General features: G+C 41.4%; 19 protein-coding genes. 12 read left to right on the top strand and 7 right to left on the bottom strand.

The genetic code is table 11. The features are described 5' to 3' along the window. Positions 1 to 24: 24 nt before the first annotated feature. Complete coding sequence (locus tag H4683_RS03425) at positions 25 to 684, top strand: potassium channel family protein (RefSeq protein ID WP_192597423.1); 660 nt, start codon at positions 25 to 27, stop codon at positions 682 to 684. 50 nt (positions 685 to 734) lie between these two features. Here H4683_RS03425 and rnjA read toward each other — a convergent pair whose 3' ends face one another. The 3 genes from rnjA to def all read right to left on the bottom strand — a co-directional run bounded on the left by rnjA (position 735) and on the right by def (position 3,433). Beyond that, the gene (gene rnjA, locus H4683_RS03420) at positions 735 to 2,402 is read right to left on the bottom strand and encodes a ribonuclease J1 (RefSeq protein ID WP_192597422.1); all 1,668 of its coding nucleotides are present in this window, start codon (positions 2,400 to 2,402) and stop codon (positions 735 to 737) included. Positions 2,403 to 2,406: 4 nt separating this feature from the next. Beyond that, positions 2,407 to 2,616, bottom strand: coding sequence for a DNA-dependent RNA polymerase subunit epsilon (locus H4683_RS03415; protein ID WP_192597421.1), 210 nt, complete (start codon positions 2,614 to 2,616; stop codon positions 2,407 to 2,409). A 259-nt stretch (positions 2,617 to 2,875) separates the two neighbouring features. Beyond that, entirely contained in the window at positions 2,876 to 3,433 is a 558-nt protein-coding gene (def, locus tag H4683_RS03410; RefSeq protein ID WP_192597420.1) for a peptide deformylase, read from the bottom strand. A gap of 136 nt (positions 3,434 to 3,569) precedes the next feature. Here def and H4683_RS03405 point away from each other — a divergent pair, with 136 nt between their 5' ends. The 6 genes from H4683_RS03405 (at position 3,570) to H4683_RS03380 (ending at position 9,762) form a co-directional block, all read left to right on the top strand. Further along, positions 3,570 to 4,205 carry a YkyA family protein gene (locus H4683_RS03405; RefSeq protein ID WP_192597419.1) on the top strand — a complete coding sequence of 212 codons (636 nt, stop codon included), beginning with the start codon at positions 3,570 to 3,572 and terminating at the stop codon, positions 4,203 to 4,205. 259 nt (positions 4,206 to 4,464) lie between these two features. Beyond that, positions 4,465 to 5,580, top strand: a complete 1,116-nt coding sequence (gene pdhA / locus H4683_RS03400) for a pyruvate dehydrogenase (acetyl-transferring) E1 component subunit alpha (protein ID WP_192597418.1) — start codon at positions 4,465 to 4,467, stop codon at positions 5,578 to 5,580. Between the two features lie 3 nt (positions 5,581 to 5,583). After that, on the top strand, positions 5,584 to 6,561 hold the full coding sequence (locus H4683_RS03395; protein ID WP_192597417.1) for an alpha-ketoacid dehydrogenase subunit beta: 978 nt from the start codon (positions 5,584 to 5,586) through the stop codon (positions 6,559 to 6,561). 35 nt (positions 6,562 to 6,596) lie between these two features. Continuing rightward, entirely contained in the window at positions 6,597 to 7,937 is a 1,341-nt protein-coding gene (locus H4683_RS03390) for a 2-oxo acid dehydrogenase subunit E2 (protein ID WP_192597472.1), read from the top strand. A 4-nt stretch (positions 7,938 to 7,941) separates the two neighbouring features. Continuing rightward, positions 7,942 to 9,354, top strand: a complete 1,413-nt coding sequence (gene lpdA / locus H4683_RS03385) for a dihydrolipoyl dehydrogenase (RefSeq protein ID WP_192597416.1) — start codon at positions 7,942 to 7,944, stop codon at positions 9,352 to 9,354. 129 nt (positions 9,355 to 9,483) lie between these two features. Then, positions 9,484 to 9,762, top strand: a complete 279-nt coding sequence (locus H4683_RS03380) for a UPF0223 family protein (protein ID WP_192597415.1) — start codon at positions 9,484 to 9,486, stop codon at positions 9,760 to 9,762. A gap of 12 nt (positions 9,763 to 9,774) precedes the next feature. On the opposite strand, the gene H4683_RS03375 is transcribed toward H4683_RS03380, so the two are convergent. Beyond that, positions 9,775 to 10,404 (bottom strand): YktB family protein, encoded by a 630-nt coding sequence (locus H4683_RS03375; RefSeq protein ID WP_192597414.1) that lies wholly within the window; start codon positions 10,402 to 10,404, stop codon positions 9,775 to 9,777. 158 nt (positions 10,405 to 10,562) lie between these two features. On the opposite strand from H4683_RS03375, the gene H4683_RS03370 reads away from it, so the two are divergent. Together H4683_RS03370 and H4683_RS03365 are read left to right on the top strand one after the other, a co-directional pair. Further along, the gene (locus H4683_RS03370) at positions 10,563 to 10,760 is read left to right on the top strand and encodes a hypothetical protein (RefSeq protein ID WP_192597413.1); all 198 of its coding nucleotides are present in this window, start codon (positions 10,563 to 10,565) and stop codon (positions 10,758 to 10,760) included. A 104-nt stretch (positions 10,761 to 10,864) separates the two neighbouring features. Then, positions 10,865 to 11,659 carry an inositol monophosphatase family protein gene (locus tag H4683_RS03365; RefSeq protein ID WP_192597412.1) on the top strand — a complete coding sequence of 265 codons (795 nt, stop codon included), beginning with the start codon at positions 10,865 to 10,867 and terminating at the stop codon, positions 11,657 to 11,659. Positions 11,660 to 11,728: 69 nt separating this feature from the next. Here the strand turns inward: H4683_RS03365 and H4683_RS03360 are convergent, their stop codons facing one another. Continuing rightward, complete coding sequence (locus tag H4683_RS03360) at positions 11,729 to 11,914, bottom strand: YlaF family protein (RefSeq protein WP_192597411.1); 186 nt, start codon at positions 11,912 to 11,914, stop codon at positions 11,729 to 11,731. A gap of 99 nt (positions 11,915 to 12,013) precedes the next feature. On the opposite strand from H4683_RS03360, the gene typA reads away from it, so the two are divergent. After that, complete coding sequence (gene typA / locus H4683_RS03355; RefSeq protein ID WP_192597410.1) at positions 12,014 to 13,843, top strand: translational GTPase TypA; 1,830 nt, start codon at positions 12,014 to 12,016, stop codon at positions 13,841 to 13,843. A 162-nt stretch (positions 13,844 to 14,005) separates the two neighbouring features. Continuing rightward, the gene (locus H4683_RS03350; RefSeq protein WP_225941845.1) at positions 14,006 to 14,338 is read left to right on the top strand and encodes a YlaH-like family protein; all 333 of its coding nucleotides are present in this window, start codon (positions 14,006 to 14,008) and stop codon (positions 14,336 to 14,338) included. A gap of 26 nt (positions 14,339 to 14,364) precedes the next feature. Here the strand turns inward: H4683_RS03350 and H4683_RS03345 are convergent, their stop codons facing one another. Further along, complete coding sequence (locus H4683_RS03345) at positions 14,365 to 14,568, bottom strand: YlaI family protein (RefSeq protein WP_192597409.1); 204 nt, start codon at positions 14,566 to 14,568, stop codon at positions 14,365 to 14,367. Positions 14,569 to 14,580: 12 nt separating this feature from the next. Further along, the gene (locus tag H4683_RS03340) at positions 14,581 to 15,081 is read right to left on the bottom strand and encodes a peptidyl-prolyl cis-trans isomerase (protein WP_192597408.1); all 501 of its coding nucleotides are present in this window, start codon (positions 15,079 to 15,081) and stop codon (positions 14,581 to 14,583) included. Positions 15,082 to 15,263: 182 nt separating this feature from the next. Here H4683_RS03340 and H4683_RS03335 point away from each other — a divergent pair, with 182 nt between their 5' ends. After that, positions 15,264 to 15,545, top strand: coding sequence for an Fpa/YlaN family protein (locus tag H4683_RS03335; protein WP_192597407.1), 282 nt, complete (start codon positions 15,264 to 15,266; stop codon positions 15,543 to 15,545). Positions 15,546 to 15,589: the final 44 nt, after the last annotated feature.

Genomic DNA, 15,589 nt, shown 5'->3' with positions numbered 1-15,589 from the left:
TAAGCGGATAGAGGAGAATGTGAAATGAAAAAGGAATTTGTTGTGATTGGTTTGGGCCGTTTCGGTGGAAGTATCGTGAATGAATTGATTGAGCTTGATGCTGATGTCATGGCAATTGATATTTCACCTGAAAAAGTGGATGCGTATGCGCAGATCGCGACGCAAGCGGTGGCAGCGGACACAACGGATGAGTCAGTTCTCAGGTCACTTGGAATCCGTAATTTTGAACATGTCGTCGTAGCAATCGGTGAAAATATTCAAGCGAGCATATTGACAACGTTGATGTTAAAAGAAATAGGTGTGAAAAAAATTACGGTAAAAGCACAAAATGATTATCATGAAAAAGTATTACGCAAAATCGGAGCTGACCAAGTTGTCCATCCGGAACGTGATATGGGCATCCGAATCGCCAATAATATGGTGTCGAATAATATACTAGATTATCTTGAACTGTCAGATGAGCATTCCATTGCGGAAATCAAGGCGAACGACAAACTGGTAGGATTCACTTTGATTGATCTCGATATTCGGGCGAAGTATGGAGTAAACATTGTAGCTATCAAAAGAGGCAAACAGATTCTCGTTTCTCCACAAGCAATTGAGAAAATTCAATTGGAAGATATCCTGATTGTTATTGGTTCAGATGCGGATATCCATCGATTTGAAAAGAAAGCCCTTCATTAAAAAACCCCTTGTCATACATAAAAGTGTATGACAAGGGGTTTTTAGGTTTTTTAAACTTCCATTATGACCGGGAGCACCATAGGCTTCCGCTTTGTTTTATCATATAAGTAAGGTCCAAGGGTATCGATGACTTCATTTTTCAATGCTGAAAGATCAGCGGGTGATGTTGAGAGTTGCCGCTGCATCTGTTTGGATAGCATCTGTTGTGCTTCATAAATCATCGTTCCGGATTCACGCATATAGACGAATCCTCGAGAAATGATATCCGGTCCAGAAACGACACGATTGCGTTTCATATCCACTGTTGCAACAACGATTACTAGACCATCTTCAGAGAGAATCCTACGGTCACGTAGAACGACATTGCCAATATCCCCAATTCCGCTTCCATCGATATAGACATCACCAGAAGGAATACGGCCAGCAATTCGTGCTTCGTCTTGGGTAAGTGCGAGAATATCGCCGTTACCCATGATAAATGTGTTTTCTCGGGGAACATCGCAGGCGACCGCAAGATTTGTGTGCATTTTCATCATTCGATGTTCACCATGAATTGGCATGAAGAATTTCGGCTTGATAAGTCTTAGCATTAATTTTTGTTCTTCCTGTGATCCATGTCCAGAAGTATGAATATTATTCAACTTCCCATGTATTACTTCTGCACCCGCACGAAATAGTGCGTTGATTGCCTTATTGACGCTAAGTGTGTTGCCTGGAATTGGGGAAGAAGAGAATATAACTGTATCTCCCGGATGAATTTGAACTTGTCGATGCGTACCGTTAGCTATGCGGGATAGCGCCGCCATCGGTTCACCCTGACTTCCTGTACAAAGAATCATCACTTCGTTTGCAGGCAGCTTATTTAACGACTGCGTGTCCACGAATAATTCCTTTGGTGCTACGATATAGCCGAGTTCACGTCCGATCGTAATAGCGTTGTCCATACTACGGCCGAACACCGCGATTTTACGACCAAACTTCTCGGCAGCCTCAATTACTTGTTGTAATCTGTGAATATTTGAAGCGAATGTTGCAAAAATAATACGACCGTCGACATTTCTGAAAATTTCATTCAGACTATCACCGACTTTACGTTCAGACATTGTGAAGTTTGGAACTTCTGCATTTGTGCTGTCAGATAGTAGACAAAGTACTCCTTCGCCCCCAATCTTCGCCATCTTCGTCAAGTTAGCTGGCTCACCGACTGGCGTGAAATCGAATTTGAAGTCACCCGTATGGACGATACTGCCAGACGGTGTCTTTACAACGACTCCGAATGCATCTGGGATACTATGCGTTGTTCTGAAAAATGTCACAGAAGTCTTACGAAATTTGATGATATCGTCCTCATCGATGGCAATCATCTCTGTCGTCCGAAGTAGACCATGTTCTTCCAGTTTATTACGTAAGAGCCCGAGTGCAAGTTTTCCGCCGTAAACAGGAATATTGATTTTCTTAAGTAAATAGGGGATGCCACCGATGTGGTCCTCATGACCATGTGTAATGAAAAGTCCTTTAATTTTGTCTGCATTCCGTTCGAGGTACGTATAATCTGGAATGACATAATCGATTCCTAGTAGCTCATCGTCAGGGAATTTAATGCCTGCATCAATTAGGATGATTTCATCTTGGAATTGTACTCCGTATGTGTTTTTGCCGATTTCACCTAGTCCGCCTAGTGCGAAAACGGCAGTTTCATTATTTTTAATTGATTTCATACTGTTATTCCTTCACGAACTCGAAATCGGGCGAATTCTGCTCGTGTTCGAGATGTTCTCCTTCTAGAAGTTGAATATATTCAATGCTATAGTCGTGTTTTTTTAACTTCGCACGGACTGCCCTTTCCGAGTCCGCTTCGATGTACATGCTTTTTGTATTTTCGCGGACAGGTATTTGAAGCGCGGTTTCTTGATAATAAACTTTATAAATCATCTTTTGCTCTCCTTTTTTACGTTCGATTGAAATCATTCTCTTTATATTAGCATGACCCTTCCTTAAAATAAAGAAAAGCCCACCAATTAGAAAGGTGGGCTGTCAAGTTAGGCAATCGTTTTTCTACCGAGTATGCCATTCAGCCGTTTCAACAGTTTGCGTTTCAGGCGTTTGTACATGGCTACATCACTCCTTAGAGTGATTTTATCACTTTCAGAACCTTCTGTCAAGAAAGTTCTCAAGGGAAGCTTAAGATTGATTAGTTGTGTTCAAAAGCAACAGCATTTGAAATTTCTTTGAAAGGCATTTCGTGGTCGATATGATCAAAGAACATCACACCATTTAGATGATCAAGTTCGTGTTGAAAAGCAATGGCCGCCAGACCTTTCAATCTTTTTTTGAATTCTTTGCCCTTGGCATCATATGCTTTCACTGTGATTCGTGCATAACGAGGCACATAACCATCAATTTCTCGATCAACAGATAGACAACCTTCTCCAGAAGATAAGTAGGTTTTTTCGACAGAGTGGCTTACGATTCTTGGATTGATGGCAACGAAACTAATCGGATCTTTGTCTTCATCTATAATGTGGAGTGCAAAGATTCTTTTCAATCGATTCACTTGAGGAGCGGCCAATCCAATTCCGGGACGTAGACCGTATTGTATACTTAATTCAGGATCTTGGCTGTTCTTTACATATTCAATTAAGTTCTCACTGAGTTCCTGGTCAACTTGGGATAATGGAAATGGTACTTCTTCACTTTTTTCACGAAGTGCAGGATGCCCTTCGCGGACGATATGTTGCATTAAAATCATCTTACAAACTTCCTTTCCATCATTGTTCTACTCACCATTATAATCGAATCGGAAAACAGGTGAAAGGAAATAAGCGCAGACTTGAATATAAATCCCTTAAACGCTATAGTTGGGTGGAAATCGGAGGGATGGTATTGTGAAAAATCTCGGTTTAGTCGTATCACTAGCACTATTGCTTTTTGGATGTAGTTCAAGCTCTTCAATCGAAAAACAGCTCTTAGATGTTATGACAAAAATGAATACTGCCGAAAAAGAGTACCGAAATGTACAATCGGCACTAACAGAACTAGAGAAAAAGGAACAACAGCTTTTCAATAAAACGATGAAAATAACGCAAGAACAACAAAAGGATCTTAAAACCAAGGTGACTGCCCTAGAAAAACTGCTCGATCAACGACTTGGCTATCTTAAAAAAGAGGATGTAGCCATGGCAAAAGCGAAAGAATTTGCTAGTGACTTTGATGCAATCATCGATAATGCGGCTGAAAACCACAAGCATAGTATTGAAGAACTACAATTAGTGATTGATGAACGGTATGAGCTCCATTCGATAGTTATGTCAGACTATCAAAAGCTTGCCTCTTTACAAAAAGAACTATATGAATTGCTTATTGCTGAAGGAACTGAATTAAAACAGTTGAACATTAAACTAGCCGAAGTGAATAGTCAGAATGAGATTGTTCAGGCGTCTATCACTGTATATAATGGTATGACTGAAAAAGTTAATGTATTAAAAGATACTATTTTTGCTAATTTAGAAAATAAAGAATGAAGGTGCTATGGGTGGAGTATTCATATCTTCACTTTTTTATTAGATTGGGATAATTAAGCTTCTATTATAATACAGTCATTACATTGTATTAATACAGATTACGGTTTTTTGGCTATTTTTCACAACGATTGGGTACTGTTAGACATGAAGTATCAAGGATTGACCATTGAGTTTTGATTAAGTATACTGAGAAGGGAATGGATTGTACCAATCAATCAAGCAAGAACTCATAATACAGTTATAAAGGAGAGTTGCCGAAATGGCTGCAAAAAAAGACAAGCAGTTCGATCCAGTTGAAACACTACATGCGATTGAAGAAAAGTTTGAAATGTTCCAGATTTTGAACGAAGAAGGCGAAATCGTTAATCAGGACGCAGTGCCAAACTTATCCGACGATGAACTCGTGGAATTAATGACACGCATGGTATATACACGTATTTTGGACCAACGTTCGATTTCATTGAACCGACAAGGTCGTCTAGGGTTCTATGCGCCGACAGCAGGACAGGAAGCTTCCCAACTTGCGTCTCATTTTGCACTGGAGAAAGAAGATTTCATTCTTCCAGGTTATCGTGACGTCCCGCAAATGCTCTTTCACGGATTACCATTGTCTATGGCATTCCTATGGTCACGCGGACACTTTCATGGAAACAGAATTCCTGAAGGAGTGAATGTATTCCCGCCACAAATTATTATTGGAGCGCAATATGTTCAAGCGGCAGGCGTTGCAATGGGCTTCCAAAAACGGGGTACAAAAGCAGTTGCAATGACTTATACAGGTGACGGTGGAACATCGCAGGGCGATTTCTATGAAGGCATCAACTTCGCAGGTGCATACCGCTCTCCAGCAATTTTCATCATACAAAATAACCAATATGCTATTTCAACACCACGCATGTTGCAGACGGCAGCGAAAACACTTGCACAAAAGGGAATTGCGGCGGGTATTCCAAGTATTCTTGTAGACGGCATGGATCCTCTTGCGGTGTATGCGGTTACACGGGATGCTCGTGAACGTGCAATTAATGGTGAAGGTCCGACACTTATAGAGACACATTGTTATAGATACGGTCCTCATACGATGGCTGGGGATGACCCAACACGTTATCGTACTTCAGAAACGGATAGTGAATGGGAAAAACGCGATCCACTAATTCGTTTCCGTAAATACCTTGGAACAAAAGGTATTTGGAATGAAGAAAAAGAGAATGAAGTCATTGAACGTGCAAAAGAAGAAATCAAAGAGGCTATTAAAGTTGCTGACGCTGCACCAAAACAAAAAGCGAGTGATTTCATTAAAATCATGAACAGAGGCGAGCTTCCGTATAACCTAAAAGAACAGCTAGACATATACACTGAGAAGGAGTCGAAGTAACCGATGGCACAAATGACGATGATTCAAGCGATAACCGATGCAATGCGCACGGAGCTTAAAAATGATGAAAACGTCCTCGTCTTCGGTGAAGACGTTGGAAATAATGGTGGAGTATTCCGTGCGACGGAAGGCTTACAAAAAGAATTCGGTGAAGATCGCGTATTTGACACACCATTAGGCGAGTCTGGAATCGGTGGTCTTGCAGTTGGACTATCCCTTACAGGATTCCGTTCGGTCATGGAAATCCAATTTTTCGGTTTCCTCTTTGAAGTAATGGACTCTGTAAGTGGTCAGCTTGCGCGCATGAGTTTCCGAAGCGCTGGAGCTTTTCATGCGCCTGTCACAATCCGTGCACCATTTGGCGGCGGCGTTGCGACACCAGAGATGCACGCAGACAGCTTGGAAGGACTTGTAGCGGCTCAACCAGGGCTGACAGTTGTCATACCTTCAACGCCATATGATGCGAAAGGATTGCTTATTTCAGCAATCCGCCATGAAAACCCGGTCATCTTCCTTGAACATATGAAACTTTACCGTTCATTCAGACAGGACGTTCCTGAAGAGGAATATACAATACCTTTAGGCAAAGCTGACGTGAAACGTGAAGGGAAAGATCTTTCCATCATCACTTACGGGGCAATGGTACACGAAAGTTTAAAAGCTGCTGAAGAACTTGAAAAAGAAGGCTATTCTTTGGAAGTAATTGACTTACGTACAATACAACCTATGGATATTGAAACGATCATTGCATCTGTTGAAAAAACGAACCGTGCAATCGTCGTTCAAGAAGCACAAAAACAAGCAGGTATTGCAGCAAATATTGTTGCTGAAATTACAGAGCGCGCAATTCTTAGTCTTGAAGCGCCAGTTCTACGTGTTACAGCACCAGACACGATCTATCCATATGCACAAGGTGAGAATTCGTGGCTTCCAAATGCAAAAGATATTATTGAAACTGCTAAAAAGGTATTGACGTTCTAGGATACTTAATGACGAAATATGAAAGGGTGAATCGTGTGGCATATGAATTCCGTTTACCAGATATCGGAGAAGGAATCCATGAAGGTGAAATCGTAAAATGGTTCGTTGCAAAAGGCGATACAATCAATGAAGATGACATACTTCTAGAAATCCAGAACGATAAAGCAGTTGTAGAAATCCCTTCGCCGGTCACAGGTACTGTCGAAGAAATACTTGTTACTGAAGGAACGGTTTCAATCGTAGGCGATATATTGATTCGCATAGATGCACCTGGCTATGAAAGTGCACCGGGTCATGGAGATGATTCCGAAACGAACAAAGAAACTGAAGCGCAAGTTCAAGCGACTGCTGAAGCAGGCCAATCGATTGAAAAAGAAGAGGCGTCGAAGAATGGTAAAGAAACAACAGTTGCACCCGTTCAAACAGATGTCGATCCAAATCGTCGTATTATCGCAATGCCTACTGTCCGTAAATTCGCACGTGAGCAAGGTGTGGATATTCGTCAAGTTGCGGGAACTGGTAAGAATGGTCGCGTATTAAAAGAAGATATCGAATCATTCTTGAATGGCGGACAAGTGCAAGAGGCTACACCTGTCACGTCTAAAGAAAACACTCAAACTGAAAACCTAGAACAAGAAGTGGCATCATCGGTTCCTGTCTATCTTGAAGGGGATTTCCCTGAGACACGTGAAAAAATGTCAGGCATTCGAAAAGCGATTGCAAAAGCAATGGTCCATTCGAAACAAACTGCTCCACATGTCACGTTACTCGACGAAGTCGATGTTACAGAACTCGTTGCACATCGCAAAAAGTTCAAAGATATCGCAGCAGAAAAAGACATCAAGCTGACGTACTTACCCTATGTTGTGAAGGCACTTGTCTCCACGTTACGTGAATTCCCAGCATTGAATACATCTCTTGACGATGCGACCCAGGAAATCGTACAAAAGCATTATTACAATATTGGAATCGCTGCGGATACGGATCGCGGACTCCTCGTTCCAGTTATCAAACATGCGGATCGTAAATCGGTATTTGCAATATCCGACGAAATCAATAGCCTTGCAGTGAAAGCGCGTGATGGTAAATTGTCGCCTGCTGAAATGAAGGGCGCATCTTGCTCCATTACGAATATCGGGTCTGCAGGTGGTCAATGGTTTACACCAATCATCAATCATCCTGAAGTCGCTATTCTTGGTATCGGACGAATCGCGGAAAAACCAGTTGTCAAAAATGGTGAAATTGTTGCGGCACCTATGTTAGCATTATCATTAGTGTTCGATCACCGGATGATCGATGGTGCAACAGCGCAACATGCGTTGAATCACCTTAAGAAGTTACTCGGAAATCCGGAACTTTTATTAATGGAGGCGTAAACAAATGGTAGTAGGGGATTTTCCAATCGAAGTAGATACACTCGTCGTAGGATCTGGACCAGGAGGATATGTTGCAGCAATTCGTGCAACGCAATTGGGTCAGAAGGTAACAATCGTTGAAAAAGAACATCTAGGCGGAGTCTGTTTAAACGTAGGATGTATTCCTTCCAAGGCGTTAATCTCTGTCGGGCATCGTTATGCAATTACAAAAGACTCCGATTCAATGGGGATCACGGCTACAGAAGTGAAGCTTGACTTCACGAAAGCCCAAGCTTTCAAAGATAGCGTTGTGAATAAATTAACTGGCGGAGTCGAAGGACTTCTTAAAGGTAATAAAGTAGATATTGTTCAAGGCGAAGCTTATTTCGTCGATAGCAATACGGTACGTGTAATGGATGAAAACTCCGCACAAACATATAAATTCAAAAATGTAATTGTCGCAACGGGTTCACGTCCAGTTGAGATTCCGACTTTCAAGTATTCAAAACGCGTTCTCAACTCTACAGGCGCTTTGAATCTTGCAGAATTACCTGGGAAACTTGTCGTCATCGGTGGAGGTTACATCGGAACTGAGCTTGGGTCTGCTTTTGCAAATCTAGGTTCTGAGGTAACAATCATCGAAGGTGGAAACGACATTCTTGCAGGTTTTGAAAAACAGATGACACAAGTCGTTAAAAAAGGCTTGAAGAAAAAAGGCGTAGAGATTGTCGTCAAAGCATCTGCTAAGGGTGTTGAAGAAACAGATACTGGTGTAACAGTCACGTATGAAGCAAAAGGTGAAGAGATAAAAGTCGAAGCTGATTACGTTCTTGTCACTGTTGGCCGTCGTCCGAATACGGATGAGATTGGTCTTGAAGAGATGGGTGTAAAATTCCTTGAGCGCGGCATCATCGAAATAGACAAACAATGTCGTACGAACGTTCCGAACGTTTATGCAATCGGTGATATCGTATCAGGGCCACAGCTTGCACACAAAGCTTCGTATGAGGCGAAGGTAGCTGCTGAAGCGATTTCTGGACATAAATCAGAAATCGATTACTTGGCGATTCCTGCAGTTTGTTTCACTGATCCTGAACTTGCAACTGTTGGCTTAAACGAGCAACAGGCAAAAGACGAAGGCTATGAAGTAACAGTAGGGAAATTCCCGTTCGCGGTTAATGGACGGGCAATGGCTCTTGATGCGACAGAAGGCTTTGTTAAACTTGTTGGACGCAAAGAGGATGGACTTCTGCTTGGTGCACAAATTGTTGGTGAAAATGCTTCGGATATGATTGCTGAACTCGGTCTCGCGATTGAGGCAGGCATGACGCTTGAAGATATTGCTATGACAATTCATGCTCACCCTACATTGGGAGAAATCTCGATGGAAGCGGCGGAAGTTGCTTTAGGTACTCCGATCCATATGATTGTAAAATAATTTTTTAGCGTTGAAATAAGACCGTCTATGAAGCAGGATGACTGCATCTTAGGCGGTTTTATTAATTTAATTCAGCAGAAGTCTTCCGCTTCTATTAAGGGGTAAGATGAATGAAAAGGGAGGTTTAGTATGGATTATAATTACCCGATTAGACATGACTGGTCAACTGAAGAAATGATTGAAGTCATCGCATTTTATGAAGTGGTGGAAAAGGCATATGAAACAGGTATTTTGAGAGAAATGTTAATGGATGCCTATCGTAGATTTAAAAAGGTCGTTCCCTCTATGGCAGAAGAGAAGACACTTTTTAAAGAGTTCGAGAATGTGAGCGGATATGTTTCTTTCAAGATCATCAAGGCAGCAAAAGAGGGAAACGATGGGGAAAAAATAAAAGGGGTGCAGCATTAGGCTGCATCCCTTTTATTTTTTGCCGATAATTACATCGTAGACAGGAAGAAGCCCATCAAAGGTTTCTTCTGCAAATACCATAAATTCATCTTCAGACATTTTTATGGCAATGTCCCGTGACAAATGACGTCCAACAAGGAATTCCGCTTTCTTCACGTCTTGCAGTCGACCTAGAAGTTGTTCAAGGCCATCCAGACCTGTTTCAGCAATTGCTATTGCGTCAGGTTTCATATGATCGCCAGAAACGATGTACACATCAGGAAGAGCGGTAAGCACTGTTGAATGTACTTGAAGACGTTCGGCAATCCCCTTTTTATCAGGATTTTCATAAATGACTGCTAAAATGATAAATAAATGCGTTCCCCATAAGCCTATTTGAAAGTGTGGTAATGCTTTATATCCTCGCTTTGCTGGTGCGAATGCCACCCAACTATCATTCGGTGGATTGACGGTTCGTCTCGCGTGTTTTGCAACGTGTGGAAAAAACTCATCTGTACCGTGTGCAGAAAGGCGATCCGAGAAATGCATGCCGAGTTTACCGAATTTAGGCTGAATTCTGGTTTGAAGACCTTCCATCCGTTTTTCTAGTCCATCAATTGAAAAAACATCAAAGTCTTCTTTATTCCAAAAAGGATGGTTCAATTTTATCTCCCCCAATTATTTATTCACGTTTATCTTAACAGAAAATAGGGAATGATTTTATATAACAAGGCTTAAAACCAGCGAAAAGTTTGAATGAGGCATATTCTAACTATAACTAACGGAAAATTTAGTCTATAGGTTGAGAAGGGGTGATTATAATGAAACAAATGGTCCATGTGATTCGAAAAGCGGATATAGAAAAAGAATATGTGAAGCTACTTAACCTTGAACTCGATTATGAGCTTGCGACGTTATTCGATGCTTTACAAGAAGAGGATTCGAAGCAGAAAATGAAAAGCAAGCATAGACTTACGGAGATTCATCGTGAATTGGAGATTTTGAATGGTTTTTCGTAAATGGGATAGGTTCATGAACGAGGCATCCGGTCACATCCTGGAAACGGGAAATGTGTAATGGGGTGCTTTTTTCGTTATACTAGAGAAAAGGAAGAGGTGGCTCCATGACTTTAGGAAGTATCGACCGTTATGCCAAATCATTGATAAAAGAAGCGGGACATAAAATTCGTGTCTCTTTTTTTAATACGATCGAGATTGACTCAAAAGCGGATGCGAATGACCTTGTAACTAATATCGACCGAGAAGTGGAACAGTTTTTCATTAGCCGTATAAAGAGGGATTTTCCGGAACACAGGATTTTAGGGGAGGAGGGATTCGGCGATGATATCCAAGCATTAGACGGAATTATTTGGATGCTCGATCCGATTGATGGGACAATGAATTTCATCCATCAAAAACGAAATTTCGCCATTTCTCTTGGGATTTACGTAGATGGTGTTGGTATGCTTGGCTACATATACGATGTAATGCTGGATGATCTTTACCATGCAACTAAAGGGGAGGGGGCTTATTTCAACGATGAAAGGTTACCAAAGTTGGAAATCACCCCCCTCACAGATGCTATTATTGGTATAAATGCTAGTTGGGTGGCACCGAACCGCTACATTAACAATGAAAAAATTATTGAATTAATTAGACGATGTAGGGGAACGAGATCATATGGATCGGCGGCGATGGAACTTGCGTATGTCTCCTCGGGAAGACTCGATGCTTACATGTCCATGCGATTGTCACCTTGGGATATCGCTGGAGGAATTATCATTGCGCAGGAAGTCGGAGCAGTCGCAACAAATATGAAAGGAGAAACGCCAGGTCTTCTTGGACAGGACACGTTCATCGTTGCGAGGCCTGGTCTACATAAAGATATTCTCACAAACTATATCCGTCTTAAGGGATAAAAAGGGGCCGTTTTACGCGCCGGATGTACCAGTCAGCTCAACAGTCCCCGATAGTATTATTATTTCACTTTAAAATAGTCCTTGCTCGCGCATTTTCTTTTTTGTCTTAAAACCGTTTCCCATGATTAGAATCAATGCAACGATGGCTAAGATGGCGATAGGAAGGCTTCGCATACCGACTGCGACGCCGATTGCACACATTGAAGCGATGGCCCCAAGGGAATATAAAACGAATACCCATTTCACGTTTTTCAAAAAAATCCTCCGTTTTTAATAAAAATGTTTTTGTATCGTCTTGTCATGTGCTATAATAACACAGTTAATCATCCGAAAAAAGAATAATGGAGTGAAATCATGATAATAGAACGCAATGATTTACGTAACATAGCAATTATAGCCCACGTTGATCACGGAAAAACGACGCTTGTCGATCAACTTTTGAAGCAATCAGGTATTTTTCGTTCGAATGAACAAGTCGATGAGCGCGCTATGGATTCGAATGATATTGAGCGCGAGCGTGGTATCACAATTTTAGCGAAAACGACAGCAGTAGAATACCAAGATAGGAAAATTAACATTCTCGATACACCAGGTCACGCGGATTTCGGCGGTGAAGTGGAACGGATTTTGAAAATGGTGGACGGTGTTATTCTTGTCGTCGACTCGTATGAAGGTTGTATGCCACAAACACGTTTTGTTCTCAAAAAAGCGTTGGAGGAAAACCTGAAACCAATCGTGGTCGTCAACAAGATTGACCGTGAGTTTGCTCGACCTGAAGAAGTCGTCGATGAAGTACTTGAATTGTTCATCGAATTGGATGCCAATGATGACCAACTTGATTTTCCTGTCGTATATGCTTCCGGATTCAACGGAACAGCAAGTCTGTCACCAGATCCAGCTACACAGGAAGAGACGCTTCGCGTTTTGTATGATGCGATTCTAGAACATATTCCAGCACCGATAGATAATCGTGAAGAGCCGTTACAGTTCCAAGTATCTCTTCTAGATTATAGCGATTATGTGGGTCGTATCGGGATTGGACGTATTTTCCGAGGAACAATGAAAGTTGGACAGCAAGTTTCCGTTTTAAAACGGGATGGTTCCACAAAAAACTTCCGTGTGACAAAAATGTCCGGATTCCTAGGATTGAAACGTATTGAAATTCAAGAAGCATTTGCAGGTGATCTTGTTGCGGTTTCTGGAATGGAAAATATTGATGTGGGCGAAACAATCTGCCCAATCGATCATCCGGAAGCACTTCCTGAATTGTTCATCGATGAGCCAACGCTTCAAATGACATTCCTTGTAAACAACAGTCCGTTTGCTGGTAAAGAGGGCAAATGGGTGACATCTAGAAAAATCGATGAACGCCTTCAACAGCAATTACAGACTGATGTATCTCTTCGTGTCGATCCGACCGATTCACCTGACGCATGGACTGTTTCTGGACGCGGTGAGCTTCATCTTTCTATTCTCATTGAAAACATGCGCCGTGAAGGGTTTGAGTTACAAGTTTCGAAACCATCAGTCATTGTTAAAGACGTCGATGGTGTCCGTTCAGAACCTGTTGAACGTGTGCAAATTGATATTCCGGAAGAACATACAGGATCGATTATCGAATCGATTGGCGAGCGTAAAGGCGAAATGCTTGATATGATCAATAACGGTAACGGACAAGTTCGTCTAATATTCCTTGTTCCTGCACGCGGTTTGATTGGTTACTCAACTGAATTCCTTACATTGACAAGGGGCTACGGAATTTTAAACCATACGTTCGATTCCTATAAACCGATGGCGAAAGGTAAGGTTGGCGGCCGTAGAAATGGTGTTCTTGTTTCTATGGAGAACGGAACGGCTACACCTTATAGTATAATGCAGTTGGAAGATCGTGGCGTAATGTTCGTTAATGCTGGAACTGACATATATGCAGGAATGGTTGTTGGTGAAAATACGCGTGAAAGCGATTTGACAATCAACTTAACGAAAGCTAAACAAGCAACAAACGTCCGTTCTGCATCGAAAGATCAGACAGTTTCAACTAAGAAACCCCGGATTATGTCGCTTGAAGAAGCACTCCAATACTTGGATGATGATGAGTATTGTGAAATAACACCGTTATCAATCAGACTTCGTAAGAAGATTCTAGATAAAAACGAACGTGAACGGGTTACTAAAAAGAAATAAATCTCGGAATTAGGAAAGTAAAAGTTAAATGAACAGACGCCACAGGCATAAGACGAACCGATATGTGACTTTTTAGCCACATATCGGGGCAGGCTTATGCCCCTAAGCGTAGTTCGGTTATAGTGCGTGGCAAGAAACAGGGTAAGGAAAGGGATGTGTTGAATGGGTGCTGTGGATACGGAGTTTGTATTAAATCGCATGTCTGGAATTGCAAATTTAATATACAATGTAATGCCGACCAAGGAAATTGCTGGTTACGTACTTTTCGCGCTCGTCTTCCTAATGGCGGCTATCGTTTACAAACTTGGATTTGCGAAAAAACTAAGGTCATTACAAAACGTAGTGATTTACACTTTTCTTTTTCTTGGCTGTCTGATTTTAACTTTTCTTGCTTTATTCTTACCGGTCGTAGAAGGACTTATCGTTGCGGCGCTTATTTTGATAATCTATCGTGTCCGAAGGATGAATGAACATAAAGAAGACTCCGTTGCATAACGCAATGGAGTCCTTTTTTCAATAGATTAAAAATCTTTCTCAATCGGGTGTGAAGTACGATGGAAAATAAAGTTTCCTGTTGCGATACGAGCGATTGTTTTCTCGGTGATTCGATTGTTACATTGTTCGCACATGAAGGTGTGGATTGGACGGTTCCTCAATTTTTTCGCTAGAGGTGCATCGTCCGGCAATTTTCCGATTTCATCACAGATGACACATTTGACACGCATTGAAACCCTCCTTCAGTCGACTCTAATTGCAATGATATTGCGTATTGGATTGGTGGCGTTTGAACCGTCTTTGAAGAGGATGTGAACTGGACCATCTTCAAGAAGCGGCTTACCTTCGTCACTGTATTTGAAAATGAACTCATCAGCACTTGTGATGGGGAATGTATAGTTGTCCCCGGTAGACGATTCAAATGATAGCGTCTTGGCATCTTCGGTGGGCTCCGCATTTTTTAAGAAATGTTTTAAAAAGATTCCAAATGTACCGGTAAGGATTTTTGTTTTTTCAAACTTCTTCTCGGTTTTCAAAGTTGGTGGAAAAGTTGCGCCCTCCATGATTTCTCGCGACCAATGTTGTCCCATATTTCTTTTATACTCTTCAAGCTCATCCTTTTCGACACGTTGTTCAGTGAAGTATGTCTTTAAGTCGATTTTACGATCGTCAAAAATCCAGACACTAGGATCAAGTGTAATCTTAAAACGAACATTACCTTTGATTGGAATGATAGATTCCAAATTCATAACCCCCTACGTATAAACAATCTTTTCTACTCAGTATAACGCTTTGAGGTCTTTAGGAAAAGCTTTTCTCATCTGATGGGTTATATTAAAGGGGAAACACTTGCATTTTCGCGGATCAAAAGATACAATTTATTCATGATAACCATGATAGAAAAACGATTGATGGGGGCGTCCTCATGGAGATAGAATTACAGGTAACATATCAGGAAAAGGCAATGAAGCAGCTTCAAGCTGATGCCGATAAGATCGGACAACTTATTAAAGTGCAGATGGATCACTTGACGATGCCGCAATGTCCGTTATATGAAGAAGTATTGGACACGCAAATGTATGGTCTTTCCCGTGAAATTGATTTCGCAGTAAAGTTGGGTCTAGTAGACCGTATTAAAGGAAATGAAATCCTTTCTATACTTGAGAAAGAAATGACGGTTTTGCATGAATTATATACCACAAAATAAGCGAAAGACTCAAACTCATAAAAGTTTGAGTTTTTTGTTTAATG

Origin of the sequence: Sporosarcina limicola (assembly GCF_014873855.1) — a bacterium.
Taxonomy (GTDB): Bacteria; Bacillota; Bacilli; order Bacillales_A; family Planococcaceae; genus Sporosarcina; species Sporosarcina limicola.
The sequence above is the reverse complement of the archived record's forward strand: the minus strand, read 5'-3'. Positions and strand labels throughout refer to the sequence as shown.

What these genes read in the sequence shown, in the direction of transcription:
- pdhA (WP_192597418.1), top strand. Translation starts at nt 4,465, where the DNA reads ATGGCTGCAAAAAAAGACAAGCAGTTCGATCCAGTTGAAACACTACAT.
- rnjA (WP_192597422.1), bottom strand. Translation starts at nt 2,402, where the DNA reads ATGAAATCAATTAAAAATAATGAAACTGCCGTTTTCGCACTAGGCGGA.
- def (WP_192597420.1), bottom strand. Translation starts at nt 3,433, where the DNA reads ATGATTTTAATGCAACATATCGTCCGCGAAGGGCATCCTGCACTTCGT.
- H4683_RS03415 (WP_192597421.1), bottom strand. Translation starts at nt 2,616, where the DNA reads ATGATTTATAAAGTTTATTATCAAGAAACCGCGCTTCAAATACCTGTC.
- H4683_RS03395 (WP_192597417.1), top strand. Translation starts at nt 5,584, where the DNA reads ATGGCACAAATGACGATGATTCAAGCGATAACCGATGCAATGCGCACG.
- H4683_RS03335 (WP_192597407.1), top strand. Translation starts at nt 15,264, where the DNA reads ATGGAGATAGAATTACAGGTAACATATCAGGAAAAGGCAATGAAGCAG.
- H4683_RS03365 (WP_192597412.1), top strand. Translation starts at nt 10,865, where the DNA reads ATGACTTTAGGAAGTATCGACCGTTATGCCAAATCATTGATAAAAGAA.
- H4683_RS03380 (WP_192597415.1), top strand. Translation starts at nt 9,484, where the DNA reads ATGGATTATAATTACCCGATTAGACATGACTGGTCAACTGAAGAAATG.
- lpdA (WP_192597416.1), top strand. Translation starts at nt 7,942, where the DNA reads ATGGTAGTAGGGGATTTTCCAATCGAAGTAGATACACTCGTCGTAGGA.
- H4683_RS03425 (WP_192597423.1), top strand. Translation starts at nt 25, where the DNA reads ATGAAAAAGGAATTTGTTGTGATTGGTTTGGGCCGTTTCGGTGGAAGT.
- H4683_RS03345 (WP_192597409.1), bottom strand. Translation starts at nt 14,568, where the DNA reads ATGCGTGTCAAATGTGTCATCTGTGATGAAATCGGAAAATTGCCGGAC.
- H4683_RS03350 (WP_225941845.1), top strand. Translation starts at nt 14,006, where the DNA reads ATGGGTGCTGTGGATACGGAGTTTGTATTAAATCGCATGTCTGGAATT.
- H4683_RS03370 (WP_192597413.1), top strand. Translation starts at nt 10,563, where the DNA reads ATGAAACAAATGGTCCATGTGATTCGAAAAGCGGATATAGAAAAAGAA.
- typA (WP_192597410.1), top strand. Translation starts at nt 12,014, where the DNA reads ATGATAATAGAACGCAATGATTTACGTAACATAGCAATTATAGCCCAC.